This window comes from Enterobacter chinensis, assembly GCF_034008295.1.
Lineage (GTDB): Bacteria > Pseudomonadota > Gammaproteobacteria > Enterobacterales > Enterobacteriaceae > Enterobacter > Enterobacter chinensis.
Window position 1 is genome coordinate 309,593 of the sequence record NZ_JARDVI010000005.1, and the last position, 12,879, is coordinate 322,471.

Annotated in this window: 10 protein-coding genes; 5 read left to right on the forward strand and 5 right to left on the reverse strand. The window is 63.1% G+C overall.

Translation table 11 applies throughout. The features are described from left to right. The first annotated feature begins 37 nt into the window (after nt 1-37). Entirely contained in the window at nt 38-655 is a 618-nt protein-coding gene (locus PYW49_RS16600) for a response regulator transcription factor (RefSeq protein ID WP_134349524.1), read from the forward strand. A gap of 3 nt (nt 656-658) precedes the next feature. On the opposite strand, the gene PYW49_RS16605 is transcribed toward PYW49_RS16600, so the two are convergent. From PYW49_RS16605 to PYW49_RS16625, 5 genes are all read right to left on the reverse strand, one after another. Then, nucleotides 659-6,241, reverse strand: coding sequence for a trifunctional serine/threonine-protein kinase/ATP-binding protein/sensor histidine kinase (locus tag PYW49_RS16605; RefSeq protein ID WP_320386989.1), 5,583 nt, complete (start codon nt 6,239-6,241; stop codon nt 659-661). A gap of 9 nt (nt 6,242-6,250) precedes the next feature. Then, a complete protein-coding gene (locus tag PYW49_RS16610) occupies nt 6,251-6,631 on the reverse strand; it encodes a response regulator transcription factor (RefSeq protein WP_047957675.1) in 381 nt (126 codons plus the stop codon). A 23-nt stretch (nt 6,632-6,654) separates the two neighbouring features. Then, nucleotides 6,655-6,915: a XapX domain-containing protein gene (locus PYW49_RS16615; protein ID WP_010427264.1), complete on the reverse strand. Its 261-nt coding sequence runs from the start codon at nt 6,913-6,915 to the stop codon at nt 6,655-6,657. Continuing rightward, a complete protein-coding gene (locus PYW49_RS16620; protein ID WP_320386990.1) occupies nt 6,912-7,133 on the reverse strand; it encodes a DUF1427 family protein in 222 nt (73 codons plus the stop codon). Before PYW49_RS16620 ends, PYW49_RS16615 begins: the two co-directional genes overlap by 4 nt. A 61-nt stretch (nt 7,134-7,194) precedes the next feature. After that, entirely contained in the window at nt 7,195-7,881 is a 687-nt protein-coding gene (locus PYW49_RS16625) for a hydrolase (RefSeq protein ID WP_047059056.1), read from the reverse strand. 217 nt (nt 7,882-8,098) lie between these two features. Between PYW49_RS16625 and PYW49_RS16630 the strand changes: the two genes are divergently transcribed. The 4 genes from PYW49_RS16630 to PYW49_RS16645 are packed head-to-tail and all read left to right on the forward strand — an operon-like array spanning nt 8,099 to nt 12,845. Further along, on the forward strand, nt 8,099-9,970 hold the full coding sequence (locus PYW49_RS16630) for an amidohydrolase (protein ID WP_320386991.1): 1,872 nt from the start codon (nt 8,099-8,101) through the stop codon (nt 9,968-9,970). Beyond that, nucleotides 9,970-10,377 (forward strand): DoxX family protein, encoded by a 408-nt coding sequence (locus PYW49_RS16635; RefSeq protein WP_320386992.1) that lies wholly within the window; start codon nt 9,970-9,972, stop codon nt 10,375-10,377. Before PYW49_RS16630 ends, PYW49_RS16635 begins: the two co-directional genes overlap by 1 nt. Further along, complete coding sequence (locus PYW49_RS16640) at nt 10,374-11,993, forward strand: MFS transporter (RefSeq protein ID WP_320386993.1); 1,620 nt, start codon at nt 10,374-10,376, stop codon at nt 11,991-11,993. Before PYW49_RS16635 ends, PYW49_RS16640 begins: the two co-directional genes overlap by 4 nt. Nucleotides 11,994-12,023: 30 nt before the next feature. Beyond that, nucleotides 12,024-12,845: an alpha/beta fold hydrolase gene (locus tag PYW49_RS16645; protein WP_320386994.1), complete on the forward strand. Its 822-nt coding sequence runs from the start codon at nt 12,024-12,026 to the stop codon at nt 12,843-12,845. Nucleotides 12,846-12,879 lie beyond the last annotated feature (34 nt).

The window sequence follows — 12,879 nt, forward strand, 5'->3', positions numbered from 1 at the left end:
TGCATCCTCGACATGTAAATCAGCACCGGGGCGGTGAATGGAACACATTGTGTATGTGGTTGATGACGATGACGCAGTCAGGCAGTCCGTAATCGGGCTGCTGGAATCGGCAGACTTAAACGCCATCGGCTTTTCCTCGGCAGAAGCATTTCTTCAACACCGGTTTGAGGAGCTGCCGTCGTGCGTGATCCTCGACATGCAAATGCCTGCCATCTCGGGCTTTGAGGTGGCTGACGCGCTCAAAGACAGCGGGCGCGAGATCCCGATTATTTTCCTCACCGGCCACGGCACCATCCCGATGTCGGTGCGCGCCATAAAAGGCGGCGCTTACGAATTTCTCACCAAGCCCGTTGAATCCGCCGCGCTTATCGACGCCATTGAATCCGCGCTTCGACTGGCGGAACACAACGCCGTGCGAAATAAAGAGCACTACGCCCTGAAGCAGCGGCATATGTCCCTCACGCCGCGCGAACACGAAGTGCTGACGCTGGCGATTAGCGGCATGCTGAACAAGCAGATTGCCGCCGAGCTGGGCGTCAGCGAGATCACGGTGAAAGTGCATCGCCGCCGCGTGATGGAGAAAATGCAGGTGCGCTCCGTGGCAGAGCTGGTCAGGGCCGTTGAGCGCCTGACCAAAAGCCAGCCTGCGGAGTAACGTTTACGCGCCCTGTTCGGCCAGCGGCAGCGCAAAGGCAAACACGGTGCCGTGCGGCTCGCGGCGGCGCGCGCTCAGCTTCCCGCAGTGGCGCTCAATGATGCTGGCGCTGATGGTCAGCCCCATCCCCATTCCCTGCGCTTTGGTGGAATAGAACGAGTCAAAAATCTGCTCCAGCCGCTCGGGCTCAATGCCGCTGCCGGTATCGGCGATCTCGACGATAACTTTCCCGTCCGCGTTGTCGGTGCTGAGGGTGATGGTGCAGGGGCGATCCGTCACCTCGGCCATCGCCTCTACCGCGTTCATCACCAGGTTAAGCAGCACCTGCTGGATCTGCACGCTATCGCCGGTGACAAAACTCTCCTGCGCTTTCAACAGATAATCAACGCTAATATGTCGCAGCTCCAGCTCGCTGCGCGAAAGCGTGATGATATGGTGGATCAGGTAGTGCAGATCGATGCGCGAGAAGGTGGGATCCTGCTTGCGCGTCAGGGACTGGATGCTGCGAATGATCTCCCCCGCCCGCGCGCCTTCCTCGGCAATCTCCTCCAGCCCTTCCCGCACTTTATCCAGACGGGCAGGTTCGCGGTTAAGCCAGCGCAGGCTTGCCCCGGCGTTAGAGACGATCGACATCAGCGGCTGGTTGATCTCGTGGGCGATGGAGGAGGTCAGCTGTCCGACGGTGGTAGCGCGGGACACCCGCGCCAGATCCGCCTGCGCCACCCGCATGGCATCTTCCGCGGCGCGCTGGCTGGTGATGTCGGTGATGATGCCGTAATACTCATTCACCTCGCTGCCCACGCCCACCGGATCGCCAATCCCGAGGATGTAGCGCGTTGAGCCGTCGGTACGCTTCACGCGAAACTCCGCGCGCATGGAGAGCCCGTCGCGCACGCTCTGGGTGACGATGGCGCTGATGCGGGCGTAATCGTCTTCATGAACGAAGGTCAAAAACTCCGCCATGGAGATCATCTTTTGCCGCTCGGGCAGGCCGAGAATGCGGGCGTACTCGTCTGAGACAAACATCAGATCCTGCTCCAGCTCCCAGCGCCAGCTGCCGGTGTGGCTGATCTGCTCGCCCAGCATCAGCGAGGTCTGGCTGGCGCGCAGCTCTTTTTCCACCCGCCGGCGCTGGATGTTCTCCGCCAGCAGCTCGGCGTACAGCCGCGCCGTCTCCAGGGAGACCGCGGCCTGCGCGCCCAGCAGGCTCACCACCCGCGAGTGCTCGGCGGTGAAGACCTCCGGCATCAGGCGGTTTTCCAGGTACAGCACGCCCACCAGCCGCGCCTGTTTGAACATCGGGACGCACATGACGGCCGCCCCCGAGGTCACCAGATAGGGATCCTGACTGAAGGGATGGAACTCCTCCGGTTTACCGGTGCGGATCTCCTGCCCGGTGCGGATCACCGCCGCCAGCACCGACAGCGGCAGGTCGGTCGCCGTCGGCACGTCTTTCAGGATCCGCACCCGCACGCCCTCGGTGCTGGTCCAGGCGCTGGCTTCGATCTCCGGAATGAGGTTATCGTTCACGCGAAGCAGCAGGCCGCGCTGCGCCCCGGCGCGTTCGAGCAGGATCGTCATCAGGTTTTCGATTAAACGCTCAAGGTTGATCTCTTCCGACAGCGCGCGTGAGGCTTTGATGACGCTCTGCAGATCGCGGATCGTCTCATTCTGGGCGAACGCCACCGTGTCATAGGCGCTTGCCTGCCCCGAGGCCAGCAGATGCGGGAAATCCTGCTCCAGCTGGCGGATTTTGGCCTGCGCGCCCGCGCGTCCCCAGGCGGCAATGGCCCCGCGGAAGTGCGCGTCCGAGGCGGTCGGGTAGCCGCAGGCCAGGGAAAAGCGTCCCGCCAGCTCGTGGGCCAGGGCGTTGATCGGATTAAACCCGCCCTCGCGGGAGAGCCGGACCGCCTTCTCATACTGCTCAAGCGCGATGCTGTTCATCCCGTCCAGACGCACGATTTCGGCATAGATCAGCGCCTCTTTATCCGCAAACGTGCCGGGATTAATGCGCGCCCAGAGGGCGATTTTGTCGTAGTGGGCGTGAATGCTGCGGCGGTGGTTCGCCGAGAAGGTCTCCGGCGTCAGCTGACGCGACAGCGCCAGGGCGCTGTAGAGATGGTAATCCAGCAGATGGATGTGCCCCGGCGCAGACCACGCGTACCAGCCGGCCATCTCCAGATCCGCCTGCGCGTCGGCATACTCCCCGCAGGTAAAGTGCGCCATGCCCCGGTAGAGCCAGTACCAGAACAGCATGGTGGAGGTCTGCTCCGGGGCCTGCTCCGGCGACGCGGGAAGCAGCGCCTCGGGCAATACCTGCGACGCGGTCCAGGTGCCGATGACCGGCGTGCGCAGGAACTCAACGTAGCCGCGCTGGAGCATTAAAATGGTTTCCACGTCCTGGAAGTGGGTTTTACGCACAAACGCCAGGCCGCGATCGATGCTGGTCAGCACCCCGTCCAGGTGATCGCCCCGCGAGAGGAAGTTAATCACCTGGTGGCAGGCCGCAAAGCAGGCCATCGTCATATCGCCATGGGTAACCGCCGCGCTGAAGCAGGCTTTCGCACACTCGATGGTAAACGATAAAGGCTGGGTCCAGACGCTAAGCTGGTCGAGCGGCAGCAGGGTTTTGGCTTCAAACGCATCGTAGCCGTGGCGGCTCACCAGCTCGCGAGCCAGCGTGCCGTACTGAAACCCGAGGCGATACTCGGCGTAGCGGTGGCCCATCAGCACGCCAAACCAGGCCATCGCCGTGGTGGAAGCACCGGTGATGCCGTGGTCGAGGGTCAGGTGCATCATGCGGCAGAGCAGTAAGAAATGCAGGCGCGGGCAGATGAAGCTGGCGCAAATGCTGGCGCTGTAGAGCAGGTTCATCACCGCTTCGGTTTCCGGGTTCTCCATTCGCGAGAGCGGGGCAAACAGGTTTTGCGGCGCGTCATTCGCGCGGTTGCAGAAGCGTTCCCAGGCCTCGTCACAGTCGGCGTCTTCCGGATAGCGGCCAATCTGGATACCAAAAACCCCCAGCCAGCAGAGCGCCGCCTCCAGCGCCAGACGGCTGTCCGACTGGCGAATGTAGACTTCCACCAGCAGGTTGGCCGCCAGCGCCTTTTCGGTCAGCCCGCCGGGGCAGCCGAGGATAGCGTCACACAACTCGCGGGTGCGCTCCAGGTGCCCCAGCGCAAACTCGCAGCCCGCCTCTTCGATATCGAGCATAAAATCTGACACCGTCCCGGCGTTGCCCAGCGCTCTGGCGGTCTGGATATAGCCGAGCGCCGAAAGGTAATCTCCCGAACGCTTCGCGCGTCGCGCGGCCAGCAGGCTCAGCTCGCGGAACCTCTGGCGCTGCGGGGCGGGGTGTATGCTGTCCAGCGCGGCCGTGACGTGGTGAACGGCGCGGAACAGCAGCTCGTTTCCCGCCGCCTGCCGCGCGGCGTCGGCCAGCAGGCTGGCAGTCGTCAGGTGAAGGCGGCTTTTCTCATGCCGATCCAGCAGCGCAAAGGCGGCCTCCTGCACCCTGTCGTGGGTGAAGGCGTACTCTTTTTCCGTCAGCACGATGAGCTGCGCCATCACCGCCGGGTGCAGCGCATAGCGCATTTCCGCCATCGACAGGCCGACCACGCGGCACATCATCTCCATTTCGCCCGTGCCGCCGAGGCAGGCGATGCTGCCCAGCAGGTGGCGCGTCTCGTCGGGCAGCTCTTCAAGCTGCTCCAGCACCAGGGTAACCACGTTTTCGGTGTAATGCCTGGCGCGGATCGCCTGCAGATCGTAGTGCCACTTGTCCTGATATTTGTTATGTACCACCAGCCCGTCATCGACGATGCGGCGGAAAAATTCGTGCACAAAGAGCGGGTTGCCGCCGGTTTTTTCATGGATCAGCGTGGCGAGGTCGGTCGTCGCCGCGCTGCGGGTGCGAAATACCGTCGCCAGCCAGCGGGCCACGGCTTTGACAGACAACGCCTGCGGGACAATCTCGCTCGCGTGTTGCGCCGCCTCCGGCAGGCTCGCCAGCGGCTGTTGCAGCGTGGGGTCGGATAACGAACCGATATCGCGGTGGGCCACCACCACCAGCAGCGGGATTGCGCCGCAGTTCACCAGCAGATAGTTCAGCGTATGCAGGCTGGCGGCGTCGCTCCACTGGAGATCGTCGAGCACCAGCACCAGCGGGCAGCCCTGCGAGGCAAAGGTTTTCACCAGCGCCAGCACCATATGGCTGAAGCGCGCCCGGGCATCAATGGAAAACGTATCCGCCGAGAAGCGCGGCTTGCTCTCAAGCAGCAGGCCCAGCTCGGGCACCAGGCTGACGGCCAGCGCCTCGTATCCCTCCAGGGCGCGCGAGAGGCGGATTTTCCACTTCGCCACCTCGTCTGCCGGCAACCCCAGCAGGTGCAGCGTCAGGGTGCGGAACGCGGAGCTTAATACGCCGTAGGGCAGTGACGGCGAAAACTGATCGACTTTGCCCACCGCCAGCAGCACCGTGCGCTGCTGCAGCGTTTTGAGCGCCGTCGCGATGATCGAGGATTTGCCGATCCCCGACGGCCCGCCGATCGTCACCAGCTCCGGCATCCGGTTCTGCCCCACCCGCTCAAACGCGGCAATGACGTCGTTCGCCTGCGGATGGGTCGCGAACAGGGAATCCGCCAGATGGATCGCCGGGGTGCGATCCTGCTGGCCGGGGGTAAAGGCGACGATCTCGCCCTCGCAGGTCAACGTCGCCTGGCAGCGGCGGAGATCGGCAATCAGCCCGTCGACCGTCTGGTAGCGGTTATCCGGGTGCTTTTCCAGCAGCTTCAGGATGATGGTCGACAACATTCCCGGCACGTCCGGGCGGATCGCGTCCGGGGACAGCGGCTCCGAGGCTATATGGTAATGCGCCCAGTTGGTCTGATCGTCCTCCCCCAGCTCAAACGGCAGGCGGCCGGTCAGAAGTTCATACAGCACCATGCCGAGGCTGTAGAGATCGCTGCGGTTATCAACGGGACGCTGGGTGCGGGAGGTGTGCTCCGGCGACATCCAGGCGGGCGTACCGCCTGAAACCGCAAGCCGGGTCTGGGAGAACGCATCAGAGAGAGTACAGGAGAGGCCAAAGCTGCCCAGACGGCAGGTGGCATCGTGCTGAACAAAAATACTGCCGGGCTTGATATCGCCGTGGATCAGGTTTTGCAGATGCATCTGGCGCAGGGGGACGCAGATCTGGATCGCCAGCTCGATAAAGCGTGCGATCCCCGAGATCGCCCTGCCCGCGCGTCGCGCCAGCAGCTCAAACGAAAACGGGGCGTACACCAGCGCGAAGCGCCCCCGGTACTGGGTGGACGCGACGGCGCGAATGGCCCAGCTGTCCTGCAGCATATCGCGCAGCGCAAACTCGTTTTTGAGCAGCCGGGTGGCCCGCTCTTCCTCTTCGTCGCTGACCGCGGTGGCGATAATGAACGAGCCGCCGGAATGAGGATGTCGCGCGTGCATCCAGGCGATTCCGCCCTCCTGCGCCAGCACGGTAAAAATCACATCCTCTTTAAGGACAAAAACCCGCCCCTGATGAAGATTCCCCTGGGCGGGCCAGAATGCAGGCTGCTCGTTTTCGTTCATCCGCGATCCTTATTGTCGGCGGGCCAGCTCCCGCTGAATATGATCCAGCAGAATATCGATGTTAATGGGCTTACGCAAAAAAGCAGCGGCGCCCAGGCTGAGAGCGTACCGCTGCATATTTTCATCAGCATGACCGGAGATAAAGAGCACGGGCGGCGGCGGTACGGCCAGCAGCCGCAGCTTGTCAAACAGCTCCAGGCCGCTCATGCCCCGCAGCTTGATATCGGTGATCACCAGCGCCGCGCCGGACAGGGCGAGAGGATGGCTGAGAAATACCTCTGCCGAATCAAACGTATCGGTCGAATAGCCTTCCGACTCCAGGAGATTACTCAACCCGCTGCGGACGGAACGTTCGTCATCAATGATGGCAATGCGCCACGGCAGCGTCATGCTGTCTTTCCTCTCACAAATCATTAAACGTCGCGATCGTCCTTCGCGGGCGCAGGAGGCGCCGTGCCGCTGATTTTCGGCACGCATTCGTGACGAAACCAGGCGAGGGTAAGCGGTTCGCGACTCAGTAAACGCCGTCCCACCGGGATGAGCTGTTCACCTACCAGCATGCCAAACAGGCCAAGCAGGGCAACAACCGGCGGCGCCGGGGAATGGACGTCGAGCAGGGCGTAAATTACCCCAGCAACCACGCCGCACACCAGCGAAATTATCCACGCTTTCATGAGGACACTCCCGTCTGCGATGTAGCCTGTGGAACGGTCACCTGAGGCGGCGGCGCGGCGTCGCGGGATAACAGATGCCGCGTCGCCTGTTCACCTGCCAGCATCCCCAGCAGGCCAATCAGCGCCAGCGCGGGCGGCGCAGGGGAGCGCACCTTCAGCACGGCATACATCAGGCCAATCAACACGCCTGCGGCAAGGGATATCAGCCCAATACTCATTGTGAACTCCAGAGAAAAAGGCAGCGGCGAGCCGGATGAGGGACCAGCCCGCCAGCGAGGCTTAGCGAGCCGGGACCGGCGCTAAGGTACGGTGCTCGCTCTTCTGGCGAGACGGCGCTTTGTGCACCATGGTGTAGGCGTAATCCACGCCCATGCCGTACGCGCCGGAGTGCTCGCGCACGATATCCATCACCGCGGTGTAGGTCTCTTTACGCGCCCAGTCGCGCTGCCACTCCAGCATCACCTGCTGCCAGGTGACCGGGATCACGCCCGCCTGGATCATGCGCTGCATCGCGTAGTCGTGGGCTTCTTTGGAGGTGCCGCCGGACGCGTCCGCCACCATATAAATTTCGTAATCGCCTTCCAGCATCGCGCACAGGGCGAAGCTGTTGTTGCACACTTCGGTCCACAGGCCGGCAACCACCACCTTCTTCTTGCCGTTGGCCTTCAGCGCGTCGCGCACTTTCTGGTCATCCCAGGAGTTCATGGAGGTACGCTCCAGAATGTCCTGGCCCGGGAACACGTCCAGCAGCTCCGGGTAGGTATTGCCGGAGAAGCTTTCGGTCTCAACGGTGGTGATGATGGTCGGGATGTTGAACACTTTGGCCGCTTTCGCCAGCGCCACGGTGTTGTTTTTCAGCACCTGGCGGTCAATCGACTGCACGCCAAACGCCATCTGTGGCTGGTGATCGATAAAGATTACCTGACAGTTTGCAGGGGTTAACACTTCGAGCTTTGAAGAGGTCATAGCATTTTCCAGTGGTTAAGGGTGAAATCGCCGCGAGTGCCACGACGATAAAATCACCCTCATCCTGCGGTTTTCCGTCTTTGCGCGTAATTATCTCTTCGTATAGTTAACCTTAGGTATAGTTATACTTTGGTATACCTATCCTATTGTATAACTGGATCTTTGCCGAAACCGGTTCCCATAATCCTGACCATTCCCCTCTCAGTCAGGAGCAGTTATGGTTACCCTCGGTAAAGCCGATCTCATTCTGGTTAACGGCCAGTTTCACACCGTCGATCGCGAGAACCCTGTCGCGGAAGCCGTTGCCGTGCGCGATGGAAAATTTCTGGAAGTGGGTACCGTCGCCGAGGTGATGCAACACCATTGCGACGGCACTAAGGTGGTTGACTTAAAAGGCCACACCGCCATCCCCGGCCTGAACGACTCGCACCTGCACCTGATCCGCGGCGGGCTGAACTACAACCTCGAGCTGCGCTGGGAAGGCGTGCCGTCCCTGGCCGATGCCCTGCGGATGCTGAAAGAGCAGGCCCTGCGCACGCCGTCGCCCCAGTGGGTGCGCGTGGTGGGCGGCTGGACCGAGTTCCAGTTTGCCGAGCGCCGCATGCCGACCCTCGACGAAATTAACGACGCCGCGCCGGATACCCCGGTCTTCATCCTGCACCTGTACGACCGCGCCCTGCTCAACCGCGCCGCGCTGAAGGTGGTCGGCTACACCAAAGACACGCCGAACCCGCCGGGCGGCGAGATCCAGCGCGACGCCAACGGCAATCCGACCGGGATGCTGATCGCCCGTCCAAACGCCATGATCCTCTACGCCACGCTGGCCAAAGGGCCGAAGCTGCCGCTGGAGCAGCAGGTCAACTCCACGCGCCAGTTCATGCGCGAGCTGAACCGCCTGGGGCTGACCAGCGCCATCGACGCGGGCGGCGGCTTCCAGAACTACCCGGAAGATTACGAGGTGATTGCCGAGCTGCACGAGAAAAAGCAGATGACCATCCGCATCGCCTACAACCTGTTTACCCAGCGTCCGGGCCACGAGCTGGAAGACTTTGAAAAATGGACCGACATGCTCACGCCGGGCCAGGGCAGCGACTTCTTCCGCCACAACGGCGCGGGCGAGATGCTGGTCTTCTCCGCCGCCGATTTTGAAGACTTCCTCGAGCCGCGCCCGGACCTCGCGCCGGGCATGGAGGACGAGCTGGAGCGCGTGGTGCGCCATCTGGTGGAGCACCGCTGGCCGTTCCGCCTGCACGCCACCTACAACGAATCCATCAGCCGCATGCTGGACGTCTTCGAGAAGGTGAACCGCGACATTCCGTTCAACGGCCTGCACTGGTTCTTCGACCACGCTGAAACCGTTACCCAGGCCAACATCGACCGCATCAAAGAACTGGGCGGCGGCATTGCCGTGCAGCACCGCATGGCCTTCCAGGGGGAATATTTTGCCGAGCGTTACGGCATCGAAGCCACCCGCCATACGCCGCCGGTGGCGAAAATGCTCGAGACCGGCGTGCCGGTGGGCTTAGGGACGGACGCCACCCGCGTGGCGAGCTACAACCCGTGGACCGCGCTCTACTGGCTGGTCTCTGGCCGTACCGTCGGCGGGATGCAGATGTACGACCACAGTGCCCGTCTGGATCGCGATACCGCGCTGATGCTCTGGACCCAGGGCAGCGCGTGGTTCTCCAGCGAGCAGAACCAGAAGGGGCAGATCAAGGTCGGCCAGCTCGCCGATCTGGCCGTGCTCAGCAAAGACTTCTTCCGCGTGCCGGAAGAGGAGATCAAGGGCATCGAGTCCGTCCTGACGGTGGTTAACGGCGACATCGTCTACGCCGCAGGCAGCTTTGGCCCGCTCGCGCCGCCGGCCATTCCGGTCCTGCCCGAGTGGTCACCGGTGGTGAAGGTGCCGGGCCACTACCGCAGCGCACCGCCGCAGGCCGCACGCGTGGGTATGAGTGTGGTTCACCACTGCAGCGGCCCGTGCGGGGTTCACAGCCACCAGCATGACTTCGCCCGCACGTCAGAGATGCCGGTGTCCGACGATAACGCTTTCTGGGGGGCGCTGGGCTGCAGCTGCTTTGCATTCTGATGAAAAACACCACTATGCCGCCCCGGGTCGACCTGGGGCTGTTCTTCCTGCGCCTGACCGGCAGCCTGCTGCTGCTTTACGTGCACGGCCTGCCGAAGTTGCTGCACTTCAGCGAAGAGCTGACGCGCATTGAGGATCCGTTCGGCCTCGGGCCTTACGCGAGCCTGATCCCGGCGATTGTCGCCGAGGTGATTTGCCCGCTGTTTATCATCGCGGGGGTTTACACCCGCCTGGCGTGCCTGCCGATTATCGCCGTGCTGCTGGTGGCGATGCTGGCGGTCCACCCGAACTGGTCGATTGCCGAAGGGCAGTTTGGCTGGCTGCTGCTGATTATCTTCACCACCCTTGCCCTCACCGGGCCGGGCCAGTGGCGACTGCAGCGTAAGGCAACGGAGAGGTTTGCATGACGCAGGTTAACGACGTTCGCGACGCACACGTCGAGACGACGCCCGCACCGACGGTTTCGCCCTGGCAGCCGCTGAGCCAGCCGGTGTTCCGCATGCTGTGGATCGCCACGGTGGTCTCTAACGTCGGCTCATGGATGAGCGACGTCGGCATCAACTGGAGCATGCTGACCCTGAGCGCCGATCCGCTGGACATCGCGCTGGTACAGGCGGCCAGCAGCCTGCCGATGTTCCTCTTCGCCCTGCCGTCCGGGGTGATGGCGGACATCGTCGACCGACGTAAATACCTGCTCTTCTCCCAGCTGTGGGTGTTCATCGCCGCCGCCGGGCTGACGGTGCTCTCCTTCACCGGACACGTCACCCCCACCGTTCTGCTGGTGGCGACGTTTCTGCTGAGCGTGGGGGCGGCGATGAGCTCGCCGCCGTTCCAGGCCGTGGTGCCCGATCTGGTGAGCAAGCCAGAGCTGGGCGCCGCCGTGGCGCTGAACTCGCTCGGGGTGAACATCAGCCGGGCGATTGGCCCGGCGCTAGGCGGTTTTCTGCTGTCGCTCGCCGGGCCGTGGATGGTGTTTGCCCTGAACACGCTGTCCGTGGTCGGCGTGGCGTGGGTGCTGTGGCGCTGGCGTCCGGCGCCATCCATTCAGCGTCTGCCGCCGGAGCACTTCTTCTCGGCGGTGCGCTCCGGGATTCGCTACGTGCACGCCGCGCCGGTACTGCGCAACGTGCTGGTCCGTACGGTGGCCTTTTTTGTCTTCGCCAGCGCGGGCTGGGCCTTGCTACCGCTGGTGGCGCGCCGCGAGCTGGGCTTAGGCCCGGCGGGCTACGGCGTAATGCTGGCGTGCATTGGTCTGGGGGCGATTGCCGGGGCCATCCTGCTGCCGCGCCTGCGCCAGCGGCTGAACGCCGACCGCCTGATGGTGGCCGCCAGCCTGACCTTCGCCCTCACCATGCTGGCGCTGGCGTTTGTGCGCCACGTCTGGCTGCTCAACCTGTTTGAGTTCTTCACCGGCTTCGCGTGGATTGCGGTGCTCTCCACCCTCAACCTCGGCGCTCAGCGCAGCGCCGCCCGCTGGGTGAAGGCCCGCGCGCTGGCGGTCTACCTGACGGTGTTCTTTGGCTCGATGACCACGGGCAGCGCCATCTGGGGGCAGATCGCTTCCCGGTTCGGCACCCCGACCTCGCTGGTGGTCGCCACGCTGGGGATGGTTCTGGCAAGCGCCACCGTGTTCCGCTGGAAGCTGGGGAAAGATCCGGACCTGAACCTCGACCTGAGCGGTCAGCCGCTGGACGGCGTGGAGATTGACCTGCCGAACGAGCGCGGCCCGGTGCTGGTGTCGCACGAGTACATCATCGACCCGAACAACACGAAGGCCTTCCTCGAGGCGGTCCACGAGCTGCGCCGGGTGCGCCGCCGCGCCGGAGCGATGAGCTGGGCGGTATACGAAGATATTGAGCGCCCCGGTCTGTTTATCGAGACCTTCCTGATGGGCTCGTGGATTGAGCATCTGCGCCAGCAGGAGCGCCACACCATGAATGACCTCCTGCTGCAGAGCCGCGTTCTGGCTTTTCATCAGGGCACAACATCACCGGCTATTCGCTACCTGGTCGCGCCGGTATAACCATAACCATCACCTGCACAGGAACACACTATGGCAACGTTTAAGGCAAAAGACGGCACGCAGATTTACTACAAAGACGGCGGCGCGGGCAAACCGGTTCTCTTCAGCCACGGCTGGCCGCTGGACGGCGACATGTGGGACAGCCAGCTGAACTACCTGGCCGAGCGCGGCTTCCGCGCCATCGCCTTTGACCGTCGCGGGTTTGGCCGCTCGGATCAGCCGTGGAACGGCTACGACTACGACACCTTTGCGTCCGACATCAACGACCTGATCACCACCCTGGACCTGCAGGACGTGACGCTGGTGGGCTTCTCCATGGGCGGCGGCGACGTGACGCGCTACATCAACAACTACGGCAGCGCGCGCGTCGCCGGTCTGGCGCTGCTGGGCGCGGTCACGCCGATCTTCGGTAAATCCGACTCCTTCCCGCAGGGCGTGGATCAGAGCGTATTCGACGGCATTCGCGACGGGCTGCGTAAAGATCGCGCCCAGTTCATCAGCAACTTCGCCACCCCGTTCTACGGCATCAACGCCGGGCAGACCGTCTCTACCGGTGCCCTGACCCAGACGCTGAACATCGCCCTGCTGGCGTCGCTAAAAGGCACCATCGACTGCGTGACCGCCTTCGGCGAAACCGACTTCCGCCCGGATATGGCGAAAATCGACGTGCCGACGCTGGTGATCCACGGCAGCAACGACCAGATCGTGCCGTTTGAAAGCACCGGCAAGCTGGCGGCAGAGATGATCAAAAACGCCACGCTGAAGGTGTACGACAACGCGCCGCACGGCTTCGCGCTGACCCACCAGGACCAGCTCAACGAAGATCTGCTGGCGTTTGTGAAGTCACTGTAATCCTTTAAATGCGAAGCCTGATGGCGCTTCGCTT

Bases quoted from the DNA above. Each gene is read 5' to 3' on its own strand.
- PYW49_RS16610 (WP_047957675.1), bottom strand. From the start codon at position 6,631: ATGACGCTGCCGTGGCGCATTGCCATCATTGATGACGAACGTTCCGTC.
- PYW49_RS16625 (WP_047059056.1), bottom strand. From the start codon at position 7,881: ATGACCTCTTCAAAGCTCGAAGTGTTAACCCCTGCAAACTGTCAGGTA.
- PYW49_RS16640 (WP_320386993.1), top strand. From the start codon at position 10,374: ATGACGCAGGTTAACGACGTTCGCGACGCACACGTCGAGACGACGCCC.
- PYW49_RS16645 (WP_320386994.1), top strand. From the start codon at position 12,024: ATGGCAACGTTTAAGGCAAAAGACGGCACGCAGATTTACTACAAAGAC.
- PYW49_RS16630 (WP_320386991.1), top strand. From the start codon at position 8,099: ATGGTTACCCTCGGTAAAGCCGATCTCATTCTGGTTAACGGCCAGTTT.
- PYW49_RS16605 (WP_320386989.1), bottom strand. From the start codon at position 6,241: ATGAACGAAAACGAGCAGCCTGCATTCTGGCCCGCCCAGGGGAATCTT.
- PYW49_RS16615 (WP_010427264.1), bottom strand. From the start codon at position 6,915: ATGAAAGCGTGGATAATTTCGCTGGTGTGCGGCGTGGTTGCTGGGGTA.
- PYW49_RS16635 (WP_320386992.1), top strand. From the start codon at position 9,970: ATGAAAAACACCACTATGCCGCCCCGGGTCGACCTGGGGCTGTTCTTC.
- PYW49_RS16600 (WP_134349524.1), top strand. From the start codon at position 38: ATGGAACACATTGTGTATGTGGTTGATGACGATGACGCAGTCAGGCAG.
- PYW49_RS16620 (WP_320386990.1), bottom strand. From the start codon at position 7,133: ATGAGTATTGGGCTGATATCCCTTGCCGCAGGCGTGTTGATTGGCCTG.